General features: G+C 65.1%; 23 protein-coding genes and 4 tRNA genes. 9 read left to right on the top strand and 18 right to left on the bottom strand.

Annotated features, from left to right (window positions below; all coding sequences use genetic code 11):
* Positions 1-195 precede the first annotated feature (195 nt).
* The 6 genes from RHODMAR_RS16990 to RHODMAR_RS16965 form a co-directional block, all read right to left on the bottom strand.
* Positions 196-942, bottom strand: coding sequence for an SDR family oxidoreductase (locus RHODMAR_RS16990; protein WP_008716764.1), 747 nt, complete (start codon positions 940-942; stop codon positions 196-198).
* 91 nt (positions 943-1,033) lie between these two features.
* Positions 1,034-1,894, bottom strand: coding sequence for an RNA polymerase sigma factor SigJ (sigJ, locus tag RHODMAR_RS16985; RefSeq protein WP_008716761.1), 861 nt, complete (start codon positions 1,892-1,894; stop codon positions 1,034-1,036).
* Positions 1,895-1,976: 82 nt separating this feature from the next.
* Positions 1,977-4,082, bottom strand: coding sequence for a 3-hydroxyacyl-CoA dehydrogenase NAD-binding domain-containing protein (locus RHODMAR_RS16980; RefSeq protein WP_008716758.1), 2,106 nt, complete (start codon positions 4,080-4,082; stop codon positions 1,977-1,979).
* Positions 4,079-5,305, bottom strand: coding sequence for a thiolase family protein (locus RHODMAR_RS16975; protein ID WP_008716756.1), 1,227 nt, complete (start codon positions 5,303-5,305; stop codon positions 4,079-4,081). Before RHODMAR_RS16975 ends, RHODMAR_RS16980 begins: the two co-directional genes overlap by 4 nt.
* Before the next feature lie 72 nt (positions 5,306-5,377).
* The gene (locus RHODMAR_RS16970; protein WP_008716754.1) at positions 5,378-6,679 is read right to left on the bottom strand and encodes an HRDC domain-containing protein; all 1,302 of its coding nucleotides are present in this window, start codon (positions 6,677-6,679) and stop codon (positions 5,378-5,380) included.
* 40 nt (positions 6,680-6,719) lie between these two features.
* The gene (locus RHODMAR_RS16965; RefSeq protein ID WP_042939644.1) at positions 6,720-7,319 is read right to left on the bottom strand and encodes a DUF3000 domain-containing protein; all 600 of its coding nucleotides are present in this window, start codon (positions 7,317-7,319) and stop codon (positions 6,720-6,722) included.
* A 173-nt stretch (positions 7,320-7,492) separates the two neighbouring features.
* Between RHODMAR_RS16965 and hemE the strand changes: the two genes are divergently transcribed.
* From hemE to RHODMAR_RS16940, 5 genes are read left to right on the top strand one after another with little or no spacing between them, the layout of a single operon-like run.
* The gene (gene hemE, locus RHODMAR_RS16960) at positions 7,493-8,566 is read left to right on the top strand and encodes a uroporphyrinogen decarboxylase (RefSeq protein ID WP_042939685.1); all 1,074 of its coding nucleotides are present in this window, start codon (positions 7,493-7,495) and stop codon (positions 8,564-8,566) included.
* Positions 8,563-9,918, top strand: a complete 1,356-nt coding sequence (locus tag RHODMAR_RS16955) for a protoporphyrinogen oxidase (RefSeq protein ID WP_008716748.1) — start codon at positions 8,563-8,565, stop codon at positions 9,916-9,918. Before hemE ends, RHODMAR_RS16955 begins: the two co-directional genes overlap by 4 nt.
* 5 nt (positions 9,919-9,923) lie before the next feature.
* Positions 9,924-10,619, top strand: a complete 696-nt coding sequence (gene hemQ, locus RHODMAR_RS16950) for a hydrogen peroxide-dependent heme synthase (protein WP_008716747.1) — start codon at positions 9,924-9,926, stop codon at positions 10,617-10,619.
* The gene (locus tag RHODMAR_RS16945; RefSeq protein WP_008716745.1) at positions 10,616-11,320 is read left to right on the top strand and encodes an HAD family hydrolase; all 705 of its coding nucleotides are present in this window, start codon (positions 10,616-10,618) and stop codon (positions 11,318-11,320) included. The genes hemQ and RHODMAR_RS16945 overlap by 4 nt, the downstream gene beginning before the upstream one ends.
* Complete coding sequence (locus tag RHODMAR_RS16940; RefSeq protein WP_008716744.1) at positions 11,317-13,629, top strand: molybdopterin-dependent oxidoreductase; 2,313 nt, start codon at positions 11,317-11,319, stop codon at positions 13,627-13,629. Before RHODMAR_RS16945 ends, RHODMAR_RS16940 begins: the two co-directional genes overlap by 4 nt.
* Here the strand turns inward: RHODMAR_RS16940 and RHODMAR_RS16935 are convergent.
* The 5 genes from RHODMAR_RS16935 to RHODMAR_RS16915 all read right to left on the bottom strand — a co-directional run bounded on the left by RHODMAR_RS16935 (position 13,607) and on the right by RHODMAR_RS16915 (position 18,313).
* On the bottom strand, positions 13,607-14,065 hold the full coding sequence (locus tag RHODMAR_RS16935; protein ID WP_051048093.1) for a MaoC family dehydratase: 459 nt from the start codon (positions 14,063-14,065) through the stop codon (positions 13,607-13,609). The two genes, RHODMAR_RS16940 and RHODMAR_RS16935, sit on opposite strands and share 23 nt — an antisense overlap.
* 28 nt (positions 14,066-14,093) lie before the next feature.
* Positions 14,094-14,522 carry a peptide-methionine (R)-S-oxide reductase MsrB gene (gene msrB / locus RHODMAR_RS16930; protein WP_008716740.1) on the bottom strand — a complete coding sequence of 143 codons (429 nt, stop codon included), beginning with the start codon at positions 14,520-14,522 and terminating at the stop codon, positions 14,094-14,096.
* Positions 14,523-14,549: 27 nt separating this feature from the next.
* Complete coding sequence (locus tag RHODMAR_RS16925) at positions 14,550-15,788, bottom strand: glycosyltransferase family 87 protein (RefSeq protein ID WP_008716738.1); 1,239 nt, start codon at positions 15,786-15,788, stop codon at positions 14,550-14,552.
* A 127-nt stretch (positions 15,789-15,915) separates the two neighbouring features.
* The gene (locus tag RHODMAR_RS16920) at positions 15,916-17,478 is read right to left on the bottom strand and encodes an alpha/beta fold hydrolase (protein ID WP_008716736.1); all 1,563 of its coding nucleotides are present in this window, start codon (positions 17,476-17,478) and stop codon (positions 15,916-15,918) included.
* 46 nt (positions 17,479-17,524) lie between these two features.
* A complete protein-coding gene (locus RHODMAR_RS16915; RefSeq protein WP_008716734.1) occupies positions 17,525-18,313 on the bottom strand; it encodes a pyrimidine reductase family protein in 789 nt (262 codons plus the stop codon).
* A 34-nt stretch (positions 18,314-18,347) separates the two neighbouring features.
* Between RHODMAR_RS16915 and zapE the strand changes: the two genes are divergently transcribed.
* A complete protein-coding gene (gene zapE / locus RHODMAR_RS16910) occupies positions 18,348-19,361 on the top strand; it encodes a cell division protein ZapE (protein WP_042939641.1) in 1,014 nt (337 codons plus the stop codon).
* Positions 19,362-19,368: 7 nt separating this feature from the next.
* Here the strand turns inward: zapE and RHODMAR_RS16905 are convergent, their stop codons facing one another.
* The 7 genes from RHODMAR_RS16905 to RHODMAR_RS16875 form a co-directional block, all read right to left on the bottom strand.
* Entirely contained in the window at positions 19,369-19,896 is a 528-nt protein-coding gene (locus tag RHODMAR_RS16905; RefSeq protein ID WP_008716730.1) for a GNAT family N-acetyltransferase, read from the bottom strand.
* On the bottom strand, positions 19,893-20,345 hold the full coding sequence (locus RHODMAR_RS28695; protein ID WP_008716728.1) for a hypothetical protein: 453 nt from the start codon (positions 20,343-20,345) through the stop codon (positions 19,893-19,895). Before RHODMAR_RS28695 ends, RHODMAR_RS16905 begins: the two co-directional genes overlap by 4 nt.
* 17 nt (positions 20,346-20,362) lie before the next feature.
* Positions 20,363-21,070 (bottom strand): alpha/beta hydrolase family protein, encoded by a 708-nt coding sequence (locus RHODMAR_RS16895; RefSeq protein ID WP_008716726.1) that lies wholly within the window; start codon positions 21,068-21,070, stop codon positions 20,363-20,365.
* Entirely contained in the window at positions 21,063-21,389 is a 327-nt protein-coding gene (locus tag RHODMAR_RS29140; RefSeq protein ID WP_232433691.1) for a hypothetical protein, read from the bottom strand. Before RHODMAR_RS29140 ends, RHODMAR_RS16895 begins: the two co-directional genes overlap by 8 nt.
* 126 nt (positions 21,390-21,515) lie before the next feature.
* Positions 21,516-21,590 (bottom strand) — tRNA-Val (locus tag RHODMAR_RS16885).
* A gap of 37 nt (positions 21,591-21,627) precedes the next feature.
* Positions 21,628-21,698: transfer RNA gene (locus RHODMAR_RS16880), tRNA-Cys, on the bottom strand.
* A 17-nt stretch (positions 21,699-21,715) separates the two neighbouring features.
* Positions 21,716-21,787: transfer RNA gene (locus RHODMAR_RS16875), tRNA-Gly, on the bottom strand.
* Between the two features lie 265 nt (positions 21,788-22,052).
* Between RHODMAR_RS16875 and RHODMAR_RS16870 the strand changes: the two genes are divergently transcribed.
* The 3 genes from RHODMAR_RS16870 to thrS all read left to right on the top strand — a co-directional run.
* Positions 22,053-22,124, top strand: a tRNA-Val gene (locus RHODMAR_RS16870).
* A gap of 68 nt (positions 22,125-22,192) precedes the next feature.
* The gene (locus tag RHODMAR_RS16865) at positions 22,193-22,642 is read left to right on the top strand and encodes a TIGR02611 family protein (protein WP_008716722.1); all 450 of its coding nucleotides are present in this window, start codon (positions 22,193-22,195) and stop codon (positions 22,640-22,642) included.
* Positions 22,643-22,743: 101 nt separating this feature from the next.
* Positions 22,744-24,305, top strand: a 1,562-nt coding sequence (thrS, locus tag RHODMAR_RS16860; RefSeq protein WP_008716719.1) for a threonine--tRNA ligase, incomplete at its 3' end; no start/stop codon positions are given.

Genomic DNA, 24,305 nt, shown 5'->3' with positions numbered 1-24,305 from the left:
CTGACCCAGCTTTCGAGGTGAACCAGCATCCATGGTGGTCGATCGCCATCATCGTCCTCGTGACTGGGAAATGGGAGCAAATCGACCCGTCTAGCCGGTATGGGCGAATTGTCCGGTAGAGCTGCCGGCGAGCTCGACGTTGTGGACCGACTTTCGACGGATGTCGTCCCCGACGTCGAGTTCGACGACGCTTGGTCAGTGCGCCCCGGCGGCCAACCACTGATCGAACGTCTGTCGACCATGATCCGAATCGGTTGTGGTGACCAGCGTTCCGTCGCGCATCGCTCGTCCGTAGGTGCCGGGGATCGGTAGCTCGAGTACCAGACCAGGGGCGTCGATCGCGCGCGAATACTGCCGGACCATCTCGGCCATACGCTCTTCACGTGGGCCGCCGAGATCCGTCACTCGGCCGGCGGGGGACTTCTCCGCTAGGTCCACCAACCGTTCGGCGACCTCGCGGGCGGCGATGGGCTGCGAGACCATCCTCGGGATGATGCTCACCGGACCGAACGAGGTCCGTTCGCGGATCTGGGCGGCGAATTCATGGAACTGGGTGGCCCGAAGAATCGTCCACGGTACCGTTCCTGTGCGAATGATGCTCTCCTGCTTCACCTTTCCGGCGTAGTAGGCGTGCGGGGCCTTGTCGATACCCACGATCGACAAGGCCACGTGATGCCGCACGCCTGCCTCGTTCTCGGCCGCAAGCAGGTTGCGGGTGACAGCGGAAAAGAACGCCGTCGATTCCTTGGCGGACATCGTCCGTGTCGAGGCGACGTCGATCACCGCGTCGACGCCTGCCATCGCGTCGGCCAGTCCGGTGCCGCTGACGAGATCGACGCCCGCGGATCGCGACAACACCACCACGTCGTGTCGGCCTTCGCGAGCTACCTCGACGACATGCACTCCGACGGTTCCCGTTCCACCGGCTACGGCTAGCTTCATCGTTTGCCCACCTTCTCGTAGATGATCGGGCCCGGAGAACAGCGGGCCTCACCTGTACGACGACGCAGCCGAGCACAATGTATGGCGGGTGTCAGGCCCAGTGTCGGAGTTTGTCCGGATTGAGCACGATCCAGACGTCGGTCACCGCACCTTCAGTGGTGGCGAACCCGATGACTGCGAACACGAGGCCTTCGCGTCGGATCACTATGCCGGACAGACCGTTCACGGACTCGATCGACCAGTCCAGGTCGGTCGACTTGGCGGTGATGCCGCGGATGAAACGGGCGACCCGGTCGGAGCCCACCACAGCATTGCGGGCTGCAGAGATACGCCCGCCTCCGTCACTGACCAGACTGACGTCCGGAGCGAGCAGTGAGACGAGCGATGCCAGGTCCCCGCCTCCCGAGGCGAGGACAAAAGCGCGCACGACGCGATCGTGGTCGATGGGGTCGGTATGGGACAGGTGACGTGCGTGGATCTGCTTTCGGGCGGCTGACGCGAGTTGGCGGCAGGCAGCGGGGGAGCGATCAAGGACGGTCGCGATCTCGTCGAACGGAACGGCGAATGCGTCGTGCAGCACGAACGCGACTCGCTGCGCTGGACCGAGCGAGTCGAGGACGACGAGCAGCGCCAGACTCACCGAATCCTGCTGCACGACTCGGTCGGCGGGGTCGGCGGCAATGAAATTCCCGGCGTCGAGGCCGCGGACGGGTTCGGGCAACCACTGACCGACGTAGGTCTCGCGGCGAACGCGGGCGGAGCCGAGAATGTCGAGACAGATGCGGCCCACTACACGGGTGAGCCACGCGGCAGGTACCTCGATGGCGTCGCGTTCGGCGTCGGTGAGCCGGTACCAGCGGACGAGTGCCTCGGATGCGGCATCCTCGGCGTCGCTGTAGGAACCCAACATTCGATAGCCGATGCCGATCAGCCGACCACGTTCGCTGTTCATCGGGTCAGACGGTAGCCGAGTTCGAGGTCATGGACGAAAATCCGGAGAAATTCGTCCATAACCTCGAACTCCGCGGGCAGTGCTAGACGCTGGCTACACCCGGGGCGAGGAAGCGCTGGCCGGTCGCGGCCTCGGAAGCGCCGCTGCGGTCCAGGTACGGGGTGATGCCGCCGTTCCAGAATCCGAAGCCGCCGCCGAGGAGCAGGCAGAGGTCGATGTCCTCGGCCGCCGCGACGACACCCTCGTCGAGCATGATCCTGATTTCGTCGGCGAGCGCGTTGCGGGTGCGCTCGAGCACCTGCTCGGCGGTGGACGGCGAATCTCCCTGTGGCCACAGTGCAGCGACCTCGGGATCGACGACCTGGCCCTCCGGGCCATACGTCCACACGCCCGGCTTCTTCGCCTCGACGAGCGCACGGAATCCGGGGGAGTCCTTGAACCGCTCCGGGTATGCCTCGCCGAGGGTTTCCGCAGTGTGCAGAGCCACGGCCGGTCCGACGAGCGCCAGCAACGTCAACGGGCTCATCGGCATGCCGAGTTCGCCCACAGCGCCATCGGCGACATCGAACGGAGTGCCTTCGTCGATCGCGCTGATGATCTCGTTCGACGCGCGAGTGACCAGACGGTTGAAGACGAAGCCCGGAAGATCTGCCGACAGAACGGCCGATTTCTTCAGGGTCTTGGCCGTAGCGAATGCCGTTGCCAGAGTGGCATCGTCGGTCTTCTCACCCTTGACGACCTCGAGCAGCGGAAGAACGGCGACGGGGTTGAAGAAGTGGAAGCCCACGACGCGCTCGGGGTGCTTCAGATCCGCAGCCATCTTGGTGATCGACAGCGAGGAGGTGTTGGTCGCGAGAATCGTTTCGGCAGAAACGAATTCCTCGACCTCCGCGAACACCTTCTTCTTGACGTCGAGGTTCTCGAAGACTGCTTCGATGACGAAGTCGGTCGCGGCGAAGGCGGACTTGTCGATCGAGCCGGAGACCAACGCCTTCAACCGATTTGCGGCGTCGGGGGACAGACGCTTCTTGCCGAGCAGTTTGTCGATCTCGCTGTGAACGTAGCCGACACCCTTGTCGATGCGTTCCTGGTCGATGTCGGTCAGAATCACCGGCACCTCGAGCTGGCGCACGAACAGCAAGGCGAGCTGGCTGGCCATCAGCCCGGCACCGACGATGCCGACACCGGAAATCTTGCGGGCGAGCGACTTGTCGGGTGCGCCGGCCGGACGCTTCGCGCGCTTCTGTACCAAGTCGAATGCGTACAGTCCGGCACGCAGTTCGTCCTTGACCAGCAGGGTCGACAGGGCGTCGTCCTCGGCGGCGAACGCGGTGTCGAGAGACGCCGAATCGGTGATGTCGGTGTTCTTGGCGAGCTCGAGCAGCTCGACAGCAGCGACGGGGCCGGGAGCGAAGTTGTTGGTCTTGCCGGCCACGATGCCCTTGGCGCGGGCGATTGCGTCGTCCCAGGCCTGTCCGCGGTCGATCTCGGGACGCGCAGGGGTGACCTCGCCCTTGATCACCTGGGCGGCCCACGCGAGGGACTGCTCGAGGAAGTCGGCACCACCGAAGATGGCGTCGGCGATGCCGAGGTCGAGTGCCTGCTGCGGCTTGAGGACGCGGTTCTGGTTCAGTGCGTTCTCGATGACGACGGTGACGGCGTTCGAAGCTCCGATGATGTTGGGCAGCAACTGAGTTCCGCCCCATCCGGGTACCAGGCCGAGGAAGGCCTCGGGCAGGCCGAGCGCGGCAGCGTTCTCTGCGACGGTGCGGTAGTGCGAGTGCAGCCCCACTTCGAGGCCGCCGCCGAGCGCGGCACCGTTGATGAACGCGAACGTCGGGATCGCGGACTCACGCAAGCGACGGAAGACCTTGTGGCCGAGTTGGCCGATCTGCAGCGCCTCGTCCTTGGTCTTGATGTTCGGCACACCGTTGAGGTCGGCTCCGACGGCGAAGATGAACGGCTTGCCGGTGACGGCGATGGCCACCGGGTTCGCGGCGAACGCCTCGTCGAGTGCGGCATCGAACTTGGCCAATCCGCCGGGACCGAAGGTGGACGGCTTGGTGTGATCGAAGCCGTTGTCCAAGGTGACCAGGGCGATCGAACCTTCGAGCCCCGGGACGGAGATGATCTTGGTGTACGCGTTCGTGACTACTTCGTCCTCGAACGCTGTGGTGATGTCACTCATTTGGCTGCTCCCGAGTAGTCAGCGTGGTTGGGGTTCTCCCAGATGACGGTGCCGCCCATGCCGAGACCGATGCACATGGTCGTCAGGCCGTAGCGGACGTCGGGCTGTTGGGCGAACTGGCGACTCAGCTGAGTCATCAGGCGAACGCCCGAGGACGCGAGGGGGTGGCCACACGCGATGGCACCGCCCCACTGGTTGACGCGGGGGTCGTCGTCGGCGATGCCGTAGTGCTCCAGAAATGCGAGAACCTGGATCGCGAAGGCCTCGTTGATCTCGAACAGGCCGATGTCTTCGATGCTCAATCCGGTTCGGCCGAGCAGCTTTTCGGTCGCGGGCACCGGGCCGATGCCCATCACGGCGGGATCGACGCCGGCGAAGCTGAAGCCGACCATCCGCATGCCGATGTTCAGGCCGAGCTCGTGCGCGGTGTCTTCGCCGGCGAGGATCGCGGCGGTGGCACCGTCGTTGAGTCCCGCGGCGTTGCCGGCGGTGACGCGACCTGCAGGCCGGAACGGTGTCTTGAGCTTGCCGAGGTCCGAGATGGTGGTGCCGGGGCGAGGCGGCTCGTCCTCGGTGGCCAGGCCCCATCCTGCGGCCGACTTGGTGGCGACGGTGACGAGTGTGTCGGCGATGTAGCCGGCCTTCTTGGCCGCGTCGTACTTGTTCTGACTGGCGACGGCATAGGCGTCGGTGCGGTCCTTGGTGATGCTCGGGAACCGGTCGTGCAAGTTCTCGGCGGTGTTGCCCATCACCAGTGCGCTGGGGTCGACGAGCTTGTCGGCGAGGAAGCGCGGGTTGGGGTCGACGCCCTCACCCATCGGGTGGCGTCCCATGTGCTCGACACCGCCGGCGATGACGACGTCGTACTGGCCGAAACCGATGCCCGATCCGGTGGTGGTCACCGAGGTCATTGCACCTGCGCACATGCGGTCGATGGAGAATCCGGGGACGCTGCGGGGCAGTCCCGCGAGCAGGGCGGACGTACGGCCGATGGTCAGTCCCTGGTCACCGGTCTGCGTGGTCGCAGCAATGGCGACCTCGTCGATGCGCTCGGGAGGGAGATTGGGGTTCTTACGAAGGAGTTCGCGGATTGCCTTGACGACGAGGTCGTCTGCGCGAGTGTCGGCGTACATGCCCTTGGGGCCTGCTTTGCCGAACGGGGTACGGATGCCGTCGACGAAGACAACATTCCTCTGTGAGCTGGTGGACGCGGGTACAGACACGCTTTTCGATCCTCCCGACAGATGCGGACGACTCGCCCGGGTGCCCGGACGCGTCACCTACTGTAGCGGGTATTACCCGTCGGTAACTTGAGAAGGGTCGAGAGCCTTCGTCAGGACCGGCACCACCAGCGTGCGCTGCCACGGTCGGGCTGAGCCCTCGGCCAGTCGGGCATCGATCAGCTCCGCCGGGTCGGCATCGGCATCGGGATCGACCGGTGTCCGCCAGTCCCACACCAAGCGGCGCAGCAGGTCCGGCATCAGCAGATTCTCGACCGGAACCGACACCGATTCGCTGAGCTCGGTCATTGCAGCGCGTACGTCGGCGAGTCGGGCGGCCGCGTCGGGATCACGGCGGGCCCACCTGTTCACCGGCGGTGGTCCGTCGAAAGACGCAGCCATCGAGGGCAATTCGGCGGTGGGCAGTGCTCGGGCGCGGGTCAGTGCCGAGGCCCACAACCGAGACGATCTGCGCTGACGGGGGCCACCGAAGACCGGTAGTTGCTCGAGCTCGCGGGAAGACTTCGGATCGGCCGTCGCTGCAGCCACGATGGCCGAATCCGGGAGTACCCGGCTCGGTGCCACGTCTCGTTTGGCGGCCAACTCGTCTCGCGTGGTCCACATCTCGCGCACGGCGGCAAGCGTGCGCGGCGATTTGATCGCATGGATCCCCGATGTCCGACGCCACCTGTCGGTCTTGGGTTTGGGCGGTCCGAGGGCGAGGATGTGGGCGAATTCCTGTGCCGCCCATTCCGTCTTGCCCTGTCGTTCGAGTTCGTCGGCCATCGCGTCGCGCAGTTCGAGGAGAACTTCGACATCGAGCGCGGCGTAGTTGAGCCAGGAGTCGGGCAATGGTCGGGTGGACCAGTCGGCTGCGCCGTGACCCTTCTGCAGGGCGAGTCCGAGGGTGCGTTCGACGATGGCTCCCAGACCGACGCGGTCGAATCCTGCCAGGCGTCCGGCGAGTTCGGTGTCGTAGAGCGTGGCGGGTATCAGTCCGAGTTCGGCCAGGCCCGGTAGGTCCTGATCGGCGGAGTGCAGCACCCATTCGAGTGGGTTGATCACCTCGGCGAGGGGAGCGAGATCGCCGGTGACCGGGATCGGATCGAGCAGCACGGTGCCGGCTCCGCGGCGACGGAACTGCAGCAGATAGGCGCGTTGGGAGTAGCGAAAGCCCGAGGCGCGTTCGGCGTCGACGGCCAGTGGACCGTGGCCGGCGGCGAGCAGCGCTGCGGCACTACGAACGGCATCCGCGGTATCGACGACGTCGGGTACTCCGTCAGCCGGGGCCAACAACGGAACGGCGACCGGCTCGTTCGCTTGTTCGTCCGACGTGGTGTCGTCCGACGTGGCGTCGGGGGAACTCTCGGCTGACATGAAGTGTGACTCTAAGCCCTACGGTCGGTTCGATTCGCGACTATGTCCTGCTGGAGCTGCGCTGACCGAGGGTGGTGATCCCTGCGGGCGGCAGTCCGGCCGCGTAGGCGAGAACCTCGCAGAAGGCCTCGACGTGCGTCGAGAGGTCCTCGGACGTCGCCGTCCACGACGCGCGAAGCTCGAGTTGGTGGGCCTTGGGAGGGCCCGCGATGTCGCCGTAGCGCACCGAGCTGGTGGAGGTGACGGTGCCGCCGAGTGCAGTGAGCGGTTCGGATCGTGACTCCAGTGCGTCGACCAGCCAACTCCACCCCACCTCGGGGAGCAAGGGATCATCGGCCAGGGACTCGTCGACGTCCGCCTGGATGTAGGCGACCAGTCGGAGGGTTCCGTTCCAGGCCTCTGCGCCGTCGGGGTCGTAGAGCAGGATGAGGCGGCCGAATGCGTCGCCATCGCTCTGCTCGTCGACCTGCTCCGAATCCGCATGCTTGACCTCTGCCCCGATGGCGTAGCTGTAGGGCGCGAGGCGTTGGGGTGGCCGGATCGGACCGATTTCGATAGCCGGGTGTACCTGAGCCCGATGCATCGCGTCGATGGCGGCGCGGAAAGGCGCAGGTTCGGCGGTGGATTGGGGTTCGGTCACGTCACCGGACGTTAGACGCGTCACGTTGCGCTCAGGCGGAGGCGCGCCGAGTCGTGATGGAACTGCGGCGGGATGGAACTGCGGCGGGATCGAACTGCGGCGGGATCGAACTGCGGCGGGAGTGTCGCCCTTGGTGGCAGAAGCAATCCTGAGCCGTGGCAGCATGGAAGCCGATGAACGCCGAACCGCACGCCACCGCCCCCGCCCGCCGCGAACTCCCGGACGCGCCGTTCCTGGCCGCCATCGCCGGTCGAGCGCCCTCCCGCAGGCCGGTGTGGTTCATGCGTCAGGCAGGCAGGTCGCTCCCCGAATACCGCAAGATCCGCGCCGGGATCGGCATGCTGGACTCGTGTTTCCGGCCCGATCTCGTGGCCGAGATCACGCTGCAACCCGTGCGGCGGCACGACGTGGACGCGGCAATCCTGTTTTCGGACATCGTCGTCCCGCTCAAGGCGGCCGGTATCGATCTCGACATCGTCGCCGGCACCGGACCAGTCGTCGCGCAGCCGGTGCGCTCGGCTGCCGATGTCGCGGCCTTGCCGACGTTGACTGCCGACCAGGTGGAGCCGGTGGCCGACGCGGTGCGGATCCTGACCCACGAATTGGCAGGCACGCCGCTGATCGGATTTGCCGGCGCACCGTTCACCCTCGCGTCCTACCTGGTCGAGGGCGGCCCGAGTCGTAACCATGAGAAGACCAAGGCGCTGATGCGCTCCGATCCGGCGACGTGGCACGCACTGCTGGACGCATTGGCAACTACGACTATCACGTTCCTGCAGGCTCAGTTGGCCGCCGGAGTCGACGCGGTACAGGTGTTCGACTCCTGGGCTGGTGCGCTCTCTCTCGCCGACTATCGCGAGTACGTGCTGCCGCATTCGACCCGGGTGTTCGACGCCGTGTCCTCGGCCGGAGTTCCGAAGATCCACTTCGGCGTGGGAACCGGCGAGTTGCTCGGGGCGATGGGTGAGGCGGGTGCCGACGTGGTCGGGGTCGACTGGCGGATTCCGCTCGACGACGCTGTGCACCGAGTGGGCGACGGCAAGGTGTTGCAGGGCAATCTCGATCCCGCGGTGTTGTTCGCGGGTTGGGATGCCGTCGAGATCGAGGTTCGACGCATCGCCGCGGAGGCCGACCGCGCGGTGGCGGCCGGTGCGCGCGGACATGTGTTCAACCTCGGACACGGAGTGTTGCCCGACACCGATCCCGAGATTTTGACCCGCGTGGTCTCACTGGTGCATTCGTTGTGACGGTGCGGCGCTACGCCGTTGTCGGCGGCGGGATCTCCGGCCTCGTCGCGGCGTACCGCCTTCGGCAGTCCTGCGGACCCGACGCGGAGATCACTCTCGTCGAGGCCTCGAACCGTATCGGCGGCACGCTGCGCACCGGAGAGGTCGGCACGGAGTCACTGGACGTGGGTGCCGAGGCGTTCATCGGTCGTCGCCCGGAAGTACCGGCACTGCTCGCCGAGCTCGGCCTCTCCGATCAGTTGGTGCACCCGTCGCCGCTGCGCCCGCTGGTCTATTCCGGTGGCCGAACGCACTCGCTCCCGGTCGGCACTCTGATGGGGATACCGTCCTCGGCCGAATCGGTCCGGGATCTGGTGGACCGGGACGAGCTTCACGTCATCGAGACCGAGACTGCCCGCCCGTTCGCGTGGACCGCCGGATCGGACGTCAGCGTGGCGGATCTGGTGGGCACCCGTTTCGGCTCCCAGGTGGTGCGGCGTTCGGTCGATCCACTGCTCGGCGGTGTGTATTCCGGTTCGGCGAGCTCGATCGGTGTCCGGGCCGCGCTGCCGACACTGGCAGCCGCATTGGACCGCGGGGCGGCGAGCCTGACCGAGGCCGTGTCGGCAGCACTCCCCACGCCATCGCCGGGACCGGTATTCGGCGGGCTGCGCGACGGGTACGCGGTGCTGCTCGATGCCCTCGTCGCAGCGACCGATGCCACGGTGCTCATCGGGACACACGTCGGGGAGATCCGGCAGGAGTCCGGCGGCTGGTTCGTCGACGGTGTCGGCCTGGTCGACGGGGTGGTGCTCGCGGTGCCCGCGCCGATTCTCGGCCGGTTGATCGCAACCGTGGCACCCGAGGCCTCGCAGGCTGCTCGGAGTATCGAGCTGGCGTCCTCGGTCGTCGTTGCCTTCGCGTTTCCCGAATCGACCGAGCTACCGCAGAATTCGGGCATCCTGGTGGCCACGGACGCGGGCTTGGACACCAAGGCGTTCACGTTGTCGAGTCGGAAATGGCCGCATTTGGGAGAACGTGACGCGGTACTGCTGCGGGCCTCGCTCGGTCGCTTCGGAGACACCGCTGCCTCGGACCGATCCGACGAGGAGTCGATCGAGACGGCGCTGCGGGATCTGCGGACGGTAGCGAACATCGATACACAACCCCTGGCCGCGACGGTGCAGCGATGGCCGGGCGGTTTGCCGCAGTACGCACCGGGCCACCTTGATCGGGTCGCCGCGGTCGAGTCCGGCGTCGCCGATCTACCCGGTCTCGCGGTCACCGGGGCCTGGCAGCGCGGCGTCGGCGTACCCGCCTGTATTGCGTCCGCCACCACCGCTGCCGCCCGGGTGATCGAGGTGGCACGATAGGGGCCATGGCACGCCTCGATTACTCAGCGCTCAACTCGACTCTTCGCTATCTGATGTTCTCGGTCTACAAGGTCACGCCCGGGGTTCTGGGCGACGATCGGGCCGCGGCAGCCAAGGAGGCGAAGGTCTTCTTCGAAAGCCGTGAAGACAACGGCGTCGCGGTGCGGGGTGTCTACGACATCGCCGGGATGCGCGCCGACGCCGATTTCATGGTGTGGACGCACGCCGAACGCATCGAGGATCTGCAGGCCACGTATTCCGATTTCCGGCGCACCACCGCGCTGGGCAAGGCGAGCACCCCGGTCTGGAGCAACACTGCGCTGCACCGCCCGGCCGAGTTCAACAAGAGCCACGTCCCGGCCTTCATTGCCGGCGAGGACCCGGGTGCATACATCTGCGTCTACCCGTTCGTTCGCTCCATCGATTGGTACCTGCTGCCCGACGACGAGCGTCGGACGATGCTCGCCGATCACGGCAAGGCTGCACGCGACTACAAGGACGTCCGCGCGAACACCGTGCCTGCGTTCGCGCTCGGTGACTACGAGTGGATTCTGGCGTTCGAGGCTCCCGAACTGGACCGCATCGTGGATCTGATGCGCGATTTGCGTGCCACCGAGGCGCGGCGGCACGTTCGTGAGGAGACCCCGTTCTTCACCGGCCCGCGGGTCGAGGTGGACGCTCTCGTCGAGTCACTGCCGTGACCCAGGCAAGCACACCGGCCATCGAGGCGGTTCTGTTCGATTTCTCCGGCACATTGTTTCGGCTCGAGGAGCACCCGTCCTGGTTCGACGGAATCCACGATGCCGACGGCACCCCCGTCGACGGTGCCGGAGCTGCGGAACTGATGCGCCGAATGACCGCGCCGGTGGGGGAGAGCGTCGAGTTCGACGATGTGACGCGTCATGCCTGGCGGAACCGCGACCTCGATCCGGCTCTGCACCGACGGGCCTACCTACACGTGCTCGAGCAGTCCGGTGTCACCGATCCTGCGCATGCCGAATCGGTGTACGGGCGGGTGATCGATGCAGATTCCTGGACGCCGTACCCGGACACCGAAGCAGTGCTGAAGCTGCTTTCGGCCGAGTCGATTCGAGTCGGAATTCTGAGCAACATCGCCTTCGACATCCGGCCGGCCTTCGCCGATCGCGGCCTCGACCGTTACGTCGACGAATTCGTGCTCTCGTTCGAGGTCGGCCACGTCAAACCGCAGCCCGAGGTCTTCCGGCACGCTGTGGCGGCCCTGGGTGTAGATCCTTCGGTGACGTTGATGGTGGGCGACAGCGCCGAGGCCGATGGCGCGGCCCAAGAGATCGGCTGTAGTTTCGCGCTCGTCGATCCGGTGCCGACGTCGCAGCGCCCCGACGCTCTCCTGAAAGCGCTGCGCGAGTTCGGAATTTCATGACCGGGGTCCAGCACATGGGCCATTGGGGCATGTTTCGCGCCGAGTCGGACGGACGCGATGTCACCGCTGTCCATCCCGAAGTGACGGACAGAAATCCCTCCCCGGTGCTGGGCAACCTCGTCGGTTCGGTGACCCATCGGTCGCGCATCACCTCACCGGCAGTCCGCCGGGGCTGGCTCGAGCGCGGACCGGGGCCCACCGACGAGCGCGGCAGCGACGAGTTCGTCGATGTCTCGTGGGACGAGCTGACCGACGTGCTGTCCGGTGAATTAAGCCGAGTGGTCGGCGAATACGGCAACAGCGCCGTCTACGGTGGGTCCTACGGCTGGGCGAGTGCCGGACGCTTTCACCACGCTCAGAGTCAAGTGCATCGATTCCTCAACTGCCTCGGCGGCTACACCCGCTCGGTGCACAGCTATTCCCTCGGTGCCACCGGCGTCATCATGCCGCACGTGTTGGGCGCACACTGGAAGATGTTCTCTCGCTCCACGTCTTGGAACGTGATTGCCGCGCACACCGAACTGCTCGTGGCGTTCGGCGGGGTTCCGGTGAAGAACACCGGCATCAATCACGGCGGCACGTCCGATCATCCGACGGCCGGCTCGCTCGATGCGATGCGCACCCGCGGCGGGCAGATCGTCACCGTCAGTCCACTGCGCAACGATATGGCCGGCGATGCTCGCTGGATCGCTCCGCGCCCCGGTACCGACGTGGCGATGATGTTGGCCCTCGCCTACGTGCTCGCCGACGAAAAACTGCACGACACAGCGTTTCTCGACACATACTGCCAGGGATACCCGGAATTCGAGCGCTACTTGCTCGGCATTTCGGACGGTACGCCCAAGACCCCGCAGTGGGCGTCGTCGATCTGCGGCATCGAGCCTACGGTCATCGCGGACCTGGCTCGGGAGATGGCGTCGAAACGCACGATGGTGACGGTCACCTGGTCGCTGCAGCGAACGCGACACGGCGAGCAGGCTCCGTGGATGGGCGTCACACTGGCGGCGATGCTGGGTGGGATCGGTATTCCGGGTGCGGGATTCGGGCACGGGTACGGCTCGATGAACGAGCCGGGCCTCGCCCCCGTGCCGTATCCGTTGCCGACTCTGCCGCAGGGGATCAATCCTGTGCCGGATCTGGTGCCTGTGGCTGCGGTGTCGGACATGCTGCTCGATCCCGGCGGCGAGTTCGACTACGACGGAAAACGTTTGACCTATCCGAACATCAAGATCGTGTACTGGGCCGGCGGAAATCCGTTTCACCATCATCAGGATCTGGGGCGGTTGCGCCGCGCGCTGGGTAGGCCGGACACCGTTGTGGTGCACGATCCGTACTGGACGCCGATGGCCAAGCATGCCGATATCGTCGTCCCGTCGACGACGTCGCTGGAGCGATCCGATCTGAGTTGCACCCGCAACGATCCACTGCTCGTTGCCATGGAACCGGCGGCCGCGCGATACGCGAATTCTCGCGACGACTACGACACGTTCGCGGAGTTGGCCACGAAACTCGGTGTGGGGGAGCAGTTCACCGAGGGCCGTAGCTCGCAGCAGTGGCTCGAGCACCTCTACGAGCAGTGGCGCGGATATCTGCGCGTCGGCGGCGTCGTGACTCCGGAGTTCGAGGATTTCCGGCGCGTCGGCTCGTTCCGGATGCAGACCGAGGACGATCTGACGTTCTTCGAAGACTTCCGACGCGACCCGGCAGGCAGCGCGCTGCGGACTCCGAGCGGGAAGATCGAGATCTTCTCGGACACTGTGGCGGGATTCGACTACGAGGATTGCCGCGGGCATCCGATGTGGTTCGAGCCGCAGGAATGGCTCGGCGGCCCGCGAGCCGAGCGTTTCCCGTTGCACCTGATCGCCAATCAACCGCGCACCAGATTGCATAGTCAGCTCGATCACGGCGCGGTGAGCCGTGAGTCGAAGATCGAAGGCCGGGAGCCGATTCGCATGCACTCGTCCGCCGCGGAGGCCAGGGGAGTGTCGGCGGGCGATGTGGTGCGGGTGTTCAACGATCGCGGCTCGTGCCTGGCCGGTGTGGTCGTCGACGATGCGATGCTCGAATCGGTGGTGCAGCTGTCCACCGGAGCCTGGTACGACCCTCTCGATCCGGCCGATCCGGGTTCGATGTGTGTGCACGGCAGCGTGAACGTCCTCACCGCCGATGTCGGATCGTCTTCGCTGTCGCGGGGGTGTACCGGCCAGCATGTGTTGGTGGAGATCGAACGCTACGACGAACCACTTCCGCCGATCACAGCGTTCGATCCACCGGTGCGAGTAGAGCTCAGAACACGACCCGGGAGATGATCTCGGCGACGAGCGCAGGCTTGTCCTCGCCCTCGATCTCGAGCGTTCCGGTCGTCACGATCTGCAGCGCGCCGCCCGAGGCATCCTCGACGGATGTCAGGGTGCTCTGCAGCCGAACGTGGGCCCCGACCTTCACCGGGTTGATGAAGCGAACCTTGTTGGAGCCGTAGTTGATTCCGAGTTTGGTGTTCTCGATGGTGTAGATCTGCCAGTTGAGCATGGACACGAGGGACAAACTCAGGAACCCGTGTGCGATAGGCGCTCCGAACGGGCTTTCCTTCTTCGCCCGTTCGACGTCGACGTGAATCCACTGATGATCACCGGTGGCGTCGGCGAAGGTGTTGACCCGCTCCTGGGTGATCTGAAGCCAGTCGCTGGTACCGAGATCTTCGCCGACGGCCGCCTTGATCTGCTCTGCTGAGGTGAAAGTGCGCATACTCACAGTATGGAGTACACGCAGCCGATCAGGATGCAGGCTTGAGCGTCAACGAGATCGAGTTGATGCAGTACCGCTGGTCGGTCGGTGTCGGGTAGCCCTCACCCTCGAAGACGTGGCCGAGGTGACTGTGGCAGTTGCGGCAGATGACCTCGACGCGCCGCATTCCGAGCGTGCTGTCTTCCTTCAGGATGACGGCGTCACTATCGGCCGGGTCGAAGAAGGACGGCCAACCGCAGTGGGACTCGAACTTCTCGGTGCTGCGGAACAGTTCGGTACCGCACGCGCGGCATTCGTAGATGCCTTCGGTGGTGGTGTCGGTGTATTCGCCGACGCCCGGGCGCTCGGTGCCCGCCTGGCGGAGCACGGCGTATTCCTCGGGGGTCAGCTTCTCACGCCACTGGGCGTCGGTGAGCTGGACGGCCGGGGCGGAATTGCTATCGGTTGCTGAACTCATGCTCACACGCTAATACGATTTGCCGGGTTATGCCGTTTTCGCTGGTGGCGCGCTCGGAAGTAGGTAGCTCGGTTCGATTCCCTCGTTCAGTCGTCCCTCGCTTCGGGCAGCGAAATAGCGTCCGACGAGAACTCCGAAGATGACGACGATCAGCAGGGCCCAGCCGAAAGTGGTGCGCAGGTAGTCCAGGGCACGGCCGGTTTCGATCCACCGCACCGACAGCCATCGGTCGTAGTTCATGAACCCGTAGATCGCGAGCCAGGCGGGCCAGTTTCGGAGCAGCGAGTTCTTCAGCACCACGGTCATGAGCAGTGGGAACAGCATCATGGAGTAGTACATCTGGCCGAGGGAGCCCAGCAACCAGTGCGCGGTCAGGATCAGTCCGGAGGTGCTCGCAAAGAAGAACAGTCGATCCTCGCGGCAGTACCGGTACAGAAGCCACAGCGACACCAGGACCATGACCCCGAGTACCGCGCGGATACCGAGGGTGAGGAGTTCGGGAACACCGTAGTAGCGGCCGTTACCGACGACGGCGCTGTTGAAGTAGTCACGAGTCTGCAGCAGGTACGGCAGGGTCCGGTCGATGAAGTTCATCGGATCGACCGACAGCGGCCAGGCGATGGCCATCATCACCACGGGGATCGCGATCGAGGTGATGAAGACCTTCCACTGACGCGTCATCAAGGGTAGGAGCAGCAGCGGTGCCAGCATCGGTTTCACCGCGAGCGTCAGTCCCATGGCCACGCCCGCCGACAGGTCCTTGCGCTGAAGCAGGAATCCGATGAACGCGACTTCGCCGAGCAGGACGAAACCGTTGAAGTTGGTGAACACCAACGTGTTGGTCACGGTCTCGCTGACGAACGCGGCAAGCAACAGTGCGGGAGCGGCGACCGAGTCGAGCCGGAACCCGAAGATGCGCAGCAGGATGTACAGCGCGAGGAGAATCGCGACGGTGCTGGCGAGGATGAACAGCCAGCGTGAGCGCTCGGGGTCGATGATGGCGATCGGCGAGAGCAACATCGTCGCGCTCGGCTGGTAGAGGTAGTGCGGATCGACGGAATCGAAGTTCGCCGTGTAGACCGGCTGGCGATTGAGGAATGCCAGAGCTGCGCTGTAGACGGGATTGAAATCGTTGGTGATATCGCCGTTCACTGCCTTGATCACCACGCGCTGGATGATGGTCATGATGGCGATGGGCCACAGGGCGTACTTGACTACCTCGGCGGTCGTCCGCCCTGAACGCGGCTCCAGAAAGCTAAGTGACACCCGCGAACGGTACCCGAGACAGTGACCGTGCCAGAGAAGGACACCCCTCGAAGTCCCGTCGCAGCGCTGCCGAAAGTACCGGCAGGTAGACAGTCGTCGAGCCGCTGCGCGGCCCGAACCGGACGGCTCAGGCAGGACAGAGTGTGCCGTCGGTCGGCAGCGCAGAATCGCGCGCGTAATTCACCGCGAGGCTCTGCAGGCACTGTGAACCGCCGAGGCTGGGATGCCCGCTGCCCTGCCACGCTGCCGAGGCCACCGCTGCGCCCGCCGCCCCGACGAGTCCGGTGACCGAGGACAGCCCACCGTTGCCGACGATGGGGTCGCCGGCGTTGGACAGAACCAGCACGGGAACGTCGAGCGAGTTGGGCAGTGGGGTGGAAGGAGCTGTCGGCCAGGACGAGCACAACAGCGCGGTCAGCGCCGCGTCGGTGCCGTATATCGGGTATCGGTCGGTCCACTGCGCGGACAGGTCGCGGACGCCCTGCGGCGACGGCCACTGTTGGCCGTCCGTACAGCGCGAAACGAACTGACCGTCGGTGCGGTAGGCGTTCCGGCCGCGCTGCGCCAGGGTAGACAGTGCGGAGGTGTCGGACCCTGCCGCCTGAGACAGCACCTCGGACAGGCCGGTTGCCCGAGACGACGCGTCGCCTGCGGTCGATGCCAGTGCAAAGGTGATGCCGTCGAGAACCTCGTGGGTGGACAGCGGTGCGAACTCGCCACCTGCGGCGCGTCGAATCAGCTGCGCCACGGCACCGGTCGGATCGCTGCCGAGGGAACAGTTCAGGGCGACGCAGCGCTGCGCGAAGGCTGCGAAGGCCGCTTCTTTGCCCTGAGTGCGCTGCTCGGCGAGCGTGATTTGATCGGTGCCGACTCCGGTCGGCGAATCGAGAACCAATCGCGAGACGTTGTCAGGAAACTTCGCCGCGTAGGCCAACGCGGTGAGCGCGCCGTTGCCCGATCCGATGAGTCCGATCCGGTCCACACCCCAGAGCTGTCGCAGGCGATCGAGATCGTCCGCGGCGTAGGTGGTTCCGAAGGCGAGTTCCTGGGGCTGCAACGTATCTGTGCATTCGATGGTGGCATCCCGACCTGCGTCGACAGCGCGGTCGACGGCGTCGGCATCGGATCTGGTGAACTGTCCCAGCGCGTCGACGGCCGACCCGGTTGGGGGTTTGATGCAGTCCACCGCGGTGGACCGGCCGATACCGCGTCTATCCACTGCGACGATGGGGTGAGCTTCCAACAACGTGGAGAGCGGACCGGCGGCCATCGTGGCCAACGTGGCGATCGAGGATCGATCCGAGCCCGAGGTGAACACCAGCGGACCCGCATCGGCAGGTGTTCGGTCCAGTCGGGCACGCAGGGCACCGACAGAAAAGGTGCCGAACATCTGCCCGCTGGCGTCCACGTCCGCCTCGTATTCTGCGCACTCGAGCGTCAAACCGGGCGTGTTGGACGTGAGCCCGAACACTCCGAGCGTGGCGGCGGTGCAGTCGCCCCAGACGAGATCGGTCGTCGGCACGGCGAGCGCCGCCGGTGCGGGCGGCGAGTCCGCGGACGACTCGGCCGGTCGGCCGGGGGATTGCTGCTCCACCGCGACGTCGGGACGGCTCGACGGCCCGGCACCACAGGCCGCGCACATCGTGGCGAGGACGAGGACGGCGGCGAGCAACGTACGTTTCTGCGTCACGGTGCGAGGCTATCGACTTTTCGACCGGGGCCGCAGCGCGCGCTGCTCACGATGGGCGGATCCAGCGCGTGAGCAGTGTGCCGTCCTCGTCACCGAGGACATGAGCGCGCTGCATCGGTGTGTCGGATGCGTCGTCGGAATGGGCGATTCGACCCGCGTCCCCGGCGACCAGCTTCGGCGAGATCGTAAGACAGAGGTCGTCCACCGCGCCGTCGAACACCAGCTGCCCCAGCAACCCCGGTCCGCCCTCGCACAGGATCCGCTGGAACCCGAGGTCGGTCAGAGTTGCGAGGATATCGCTCGTGGCCACAGATTCTCCGGACACCTCGATCACCGTTGCTCCCGCCGCCCGCAGCGCGGCATTCTTCGAGCCATCCGCGGACGCCGACGTGACTATGACGGGCTTGACCTCGGCATCGGTGAGCAATCGAGAGTCTGCATCGATCGAACCGGAGGCAGTGACCACCACGATCGTCGGAATCGGTGCCAGTCCACCTGCCACCCGTCGTTCCATCTCCTCGGCGGACGGCGATGCACCGCCGTAGTTCTCGGCGCGCGCGGTCCCTGCACCGACGAGAACGGCGTCGCACAGTTCGCGCAGAATTGCGAACAGTCGGCCGTCTGCGGGGGTGCCCAGACCGGCGGACGCTCCGTTCGCGGTGACCGATCCATCGATGCTGGCGACGAAATTCGACCGAATCCACGGTCGATCGAGATCGGTGGGGTAGGCGTACAGGGCGCGAACTGCGTCGTCTTCGAGTTCGGAGCCGACTGCCAGGGCGGTCGCGCCTGCCTGCTCGGATGTGAAGTAGGTCCCAATATGGAGTAGCTGCATAAGAGAGATCAGACCACGTCGTTACGCTCGACAAATGCCCGCACGCCTTGTCGACCGAAATCCCGTGGTCCCCTCGGATCAGCTGATCGCACAGATGGTCCCGCCGGCGATGTTCGACGAGGTCAGTTTCTCCTCGTACATCCCCGACCCCAACGAGCCGACGCAGGCCGCCGCGGTCGAGAAGGCCGAGGAGTTCGCGAACAAGGCGCAGAAGATCCGCAGCAAGGGAAAGCGGGGCCTGTTCGGCAAGAAGACCCCCGCCATCGGTGCCGGCCTGTATCTCGACGGCGGCTTCGGTGTGGGTAAGACTCACCTGCTTGCCTCGATCTACCACAGCGTTCCCGACCCCAAGGCCTTCGGCACGTTCGTCGAACTCACTCACGTGGTCGGAGCCCTCGGCTTCAACAAGGCTCTCGAAGAACTCTCGAACCACAGCGTGCTGTGTATCGACGAGTTCGAGCTCGACGACCCCGGCGACACCATGCTGGTTTCACGGTTGCTCTCCGAGCTCTCGCAGCGCGGAGTGTCCATCGTCGCGACGTCCAACACTCTGCCCGGGCAGCTCGGTGAGGGACGCTTCGCTGCGGAGGATTTCCTGCGCGAGATCAAGAAGCTCGGTTCGATCTTCGAGTCCGTCCGCGTCGACGGCCCCGACTACCGCCACCGCGATCTGCCTCCGGCTCCCGAGCCCACATCCGAGTCCGAGCTGACCGAGCGAGCGGAAACCGTCGAGGGCGCAACCCTGGATGATTTCGACGAACTCTTGGCGCATCTGAGCACGCTGCACCCTTCGCGTTACGGCAAATTGCTCGATGGCGTCCCGGCCGTGTTCCTGAAGAACGTGCATCCGGCTTCGGATCAAGCCATCGCGCTGAGACTGGTAGTCCTGGCCGACCGTCTCTACGACGCCGGTATTCCGGTAACGGCATCGGGCGGCAAGCTCGACGAGATCTTCACCGAAGAGATGTTGGCCGGCGGCTACCGCAAGAAGTACCTGCGCGCAACATCGCGCCTGCTGGCGCTGTCTCGATTCGCCGCGGTCAGCTGAATCATCGTCACAGTCGCGCTTGCATGACGTAGTCGTCGTGGGTCTGCACACCTACGACGAACGTCTTGGTACCCACGACCTCGAATCCATGTTTGGCGTAGAACTTCTGCGCCCGCACGTTCTGTTGGTTGACGCCCAACCATGCTCCAGTGCAACCGGCTTCGCGCGCGTGGCTCAGTGCGGACGAGATCAGCCTTGCCGCAGCCCCACTGCCGTGCTCGGTCGGCCGTACGTAGAGCTTGCTTATTTCCAGGGTCGGGTGTTGCGACAGGGCCGCGCGAATGTCCGGGTCCGCCGGAGTCCCCGACACGAGCATCGCGTACCCGATCAGACCTGAATCGGCTGTTTCGTCGACCAGAACAGCCCTTGCCGAGTCGGCTACGTACGCCTCGAAATTTCGGGCCGACAACACGTTCGAGATGAAGTGCTCGATGTCCTCCGAGCGAGTCCCGGGTGGGCAGGCGAGCGGAAAGGTCTGCGCGGCCAGTTGGGCGACCTCGTGTGCATCGGCGACGGTCGCCACGCGCACGCTCACAGCAGGTCCACTGCGTTCTTCGCATCTCGCAGCGGCAGGCCGGTGCGGTCCCGCAGCAACTTGATCGCTGCTATCGCCTTGCCCTCGGATTTCAGTGTGGTCAACCGGGGGAGCAGATCGTCCCACGGGACCGGCCCCGACTGTGCGGCGTCGAGGATGGTCGACGGGGGCGGGAACGGTGCCCCGCGTTGCATCGATTCGATGGCGTTCTTCGCATCGCGCAATCCGGCACCAGTTCGATCACGAAAAACCTTGATGGCCTGGATCTTCTTGTTCGCGGCCAGCAATTGGTGGATGTCTGCACGGGCGGCTTCGTCCAGACCGAGAACCACAATGCTGCGGGAGATCCTCGACGATCTCTCGGGCTTCCTGCGCGCCAACAGCCAGGCTGCCAACACTGCGGCATCGATGAGGACCAGCGCAACGATGAACCATCCCCAGGTCGGCATGCTTTAAGTAGACCACTTCAGCGGGACGGGTCGAAGAGCGGGACGACAACGGTGCCATCGGACTGCACAGAACCGAACAGGGAGACGGCGGCGGCAAGCGTCTTGGCGGCCGTGTCGTATTTGATTGCAGCGAGGTCGTGGCCGGCACCGTCGAGGTCCACGAGCAACGTCGGGGCCGGGACGAGCGCGAGGGCTGCGCTCAGCTCGTCCGTGGTGCCGAACGGGTCCTTCGTGCCGTGCACCACCACCGTCGGTGTCCGCAGTTCGGGAAGATGTTGTGTACGAGCCTTTTCGGGCTTGCCCGGTGGATGTAGGGGATAGGACGTCAGTACGAGACCGTCGACGACTCCGGGGCGTTCGGCTGCCATCATCGAGCCCTGCCTACCGCCATAGGAATGGCCACCGAATGCGATGAAACCCGACGTCTCGGCGCGTAGAAGCTCGATGGCCGATGCTATTCCCAACCGGTCCTCGGCCGAGCGGGACGGATGCGGCGGTCCCTTGGGCTTACGCACCCGAAACGGAAGATCGAACCTCAGGACGGTGAAGCCGGCCGCAGTCCACACCGACGCGATGCGCTGCAGGAGAACCGACTCGCAGTTGCCGCCGGCACCGTGGGTGAGTGCGAGCCCGCCCCGTGACGGTATCGAGGGCGTGTGCAGAAAGGCGACGCCCCCGCCCAGTTCGATCTGGGCGGGGGCGTCGGGACCTTCGAGTTCAGGCATCGTTCGAGGACGTTACCTTTTCGTCGGTCTCGGCGTGATCGGTGTCCGTGCCGTTGGTCTCGGCGCCTTTCGAATCTGCGCTTTCGGCATCGGTGGTGTTCGGCCCGGTGGTGTTCTGATCGTCGGCGTCCTTCAGCTCACTGTCGTCGTCGACCATGTCCGCGAACGCGGTCCCGGCGACGGTTCCTCCCGTGCCCGGTAGCGCGACGGTAGGCCGAGATCCTGGGCGATAGCGATCGTCGAGTCCCTCGACGGATTTCTTCGCGTCCTCCAGGGTGGCGTCGTCGACTGTGGTTTCGCTCTGGGCATCGTCCGACACGTGAGTGTCCTTCCATCGAAGTGTGTGCGTCGTCTCCACTGTGCACTTCTATGGCGTGAATCACCACAATTGATTCGTGAAGCACAAAAAAGACCCCCTCGAAAGGGGGCCTGATCTGTCTTGCTGTGGTGCGCGATACTGGGATTGAACCAGTGACCTCTTCCGTGTCAGGGAAGCGCTCTCCCGCTGAGCTAATCGCGCGTGTCCTCGCATCGATCTTGCAAACGATGCACTAGCGAGGTGGAGACGGGAATCGAACCCGTGTGCACGGCTTTGCAGGCCGTTGCCTCACCACTCGGCCACTCCACCATGGGTCGAGACCCTCGAGCGGATGACGGGATTCGAACCCGCGACCCTCACCTTGGCAAGGTGATGCGCTACCACTGCGCCACATCCGCATACCCCGGAGGCGTTCACTGCTGGGCAGTTGTTGTCTCCGTGGTGCGGGGAAAACATTAACCCAACGGGAGTGAAACTCACAAATCTCGTGGTCAGCTGCGGAATTCGCCGAATCTCTACGTGTGAACGATGTGAAAGCAGTGACGCGAAGACATTGTGGGGAACAGTGATCGCAGGAAATGGAGGAGTGCGGCAGGAGCTGTTCTCCTCGGAGCAGGCGATTCGATCCGCCGCGACACCTCGTGTTAATGTTTTGCCTCGTTCGGTCCCGTGGCTCAGTGGGAGAGCGTCCGCTTCACACGCGGAAGGTCGCTGGTTCGATCCCAGCCGGGACCACAGAATGCGAAAGCCCGCACCGATGTCGGTGCGGGCTTTCGTGTATCCGGGGCCGGTAACCTGAGCCGGTGAGCAGCGAACAATCGAATCCCGATGCCGTCGTCGACCGGAATCCGGTGGACAAAGCGAAGGCGAAGCACCGGCGGTTTCGGAAGCGCATCGCCGAGAACAAGTCCCTCGACCTCGCGTACCGGATCACCGTCGGTGTCGTCGGAACTCTCGTGTTGGCACTGGGCGTGCTCGCCATTCCGTATCCCGGGCCGGGTTGGCTGATCGTCTTCGCGGGCCTGGGCATCCTGGCCTCGGAATTCGAGTGGGCAAAGAGTGCCCTGCGATTCGTTCGCAAGCGGTACGACGCCTTCATGGCCTGGTTCTCGACGCAGTCGATCTTCGTCAAAGGATTGGGCGTGCTGTTCACCACCGTCGTGGTGCTCGTGACATTGTGGCTGCTCGGCACTTTTGCGCTGGTCGGCGGCTGGTTGGGGCTCGACTGGAGCTGGCTGAACAGTCCTATCTGAAGGACGCGCCGCGCTGGGGGCTGACGAGGGGCTCGTTGCCGATAGGCTGTCGGAGGCCTTCCTGGCCAGAAGAACCGATCGAGGAGTACATCGCTGTGAGCATGCCCGTTGTCGCCACCGTTCCACCCGCCCGCATCATGGTGCCGGCAGGAACAACGGCAGGTACGGCGCTCCGCGACACCGGCCTGCCGAACAAGGGGCCGGACGCCATCGTGGTCGTGCGCGATCCCGACGGCAAGCTCCGCGATCTCTCGTGGGCTCCGGAGGGTGACGTCGAGGTCGAGCCGGTTCCGGCGAACACCGAAGACGGACGAAGTGTCATCAGGCATTCGGCTGCACACGTGTTGGCGCAGGCCGTTCAGGAGCTGTTTCCCTCCGCCAAGCTGGGCATCGGGCCGTTCATCAAGGACGGCTTCTACTACGACTTCGACGTCGAACAGCCGTTCACCCCCGAGGATCTGACCGCTCTCGAGAAGAAGATGAAGCAGATCGTCAAAGCCGGGCAACGCTTCTCGCGTCGGGTATACGAATCGGTCGAGCAGGCTCGCGAGGAACTGGCGAACGAGCCGTACAAGCTCGAGCTGATCGACGACAAGTCCGGCATCGACGATCCTGAGGTCATGGAGGTCGGCGGGGGAGAGTTGACCGCATACGACAACCTCAATCCCCGCACCGGAGAGCGCATCTGGGGCGATCTGTGCCGCGGCCCCCACATCCCCACCACCAAGTACGTTCCGGCCTTCAAGCTGACCCGCAGCTCGGCTGCGTATTGGCGCGGCAATCAGGACAACGCCGGGCTGCAGCGCATTTACGGAACCGCGTGGGAGTCCAGCGAGGCACTCGATGCGCATCTCGAACTGTTGGCCGAGGCCGAGCGTCGCGATCACCGCAAGCTCGGGTCCGAGCTGGACCTGTTCAGCTTTCCCGACGAACTGGGCTCCGGTCTTCCGGTGTTCCATCCCAAGGGCGGCGTGATTCGCAACGAGCTCGAGAACTACTCGCGGCAGCGGCACATCGAAGAGGGTTACGAGTTCGTCTACACCCCGCACATCACCAAAGGCCACCTCTACGAGGTCTCCGGTCACCTCGACTGGTACCGCGACGGCATGTTCCCGGCGATGCACCTCGACGCCGAACTCGACGAGAACGGCGATGTCCGCAAGCCCGGCCAGGACTACTACCTCAAGCCGATGAACTGCCCGATGCACAATCTGATCTTCCGTTCCCGCGGCCGCTCGTACCGTGAGCTGCCGTTGCGCCTGTTCGAGTTCGGATCGGTCTACCGCTACGAGAAGTCCGGTGTCATTCACGGTCTGACCCGGGTTCGGGGCATGACCCAGGACGATGCGCACATCTTCTGCACCCGCGAGCAGATGCGCGGCGAGCTCACCAGCACACTGGAATTCGTCCTCGGGCTACTCAAGGACTACGGCCTCGACGACTTCTACCTCGAACTGTCGACTCGAAATCCGGAGAAGTCCGTCGGTAGCGACGAGGTCTGGGAAGAGGCGACCAACACCTTGGCCGAGGTGGCGGCGGCCTCGGGCCTCGACCTGGTCCCCGATCCGGGCGGTGCCGCGTTCTACGGACCGAAGATCTCGGTACAGGCCAAGGATGCACTCGGGCGCACCTGGCAGATGTCGACCATCCAGCTCGACTTCAA

Origin of the sequence: Rhodococcus sp. AW25M09 (assembly GCF_000333955.1) — a bacterium.
Lineage (GTDB): Bacteria > Actinomycetota > Actinomycetes > Mycobacteriales > Mycobacteriaceae > Rhodococcoides.
The sequence above is the reverse complement of the archived record's forward strand: the minus strand, read 5'-3'. Positions and strand labels throughout refer to the sequence as shown.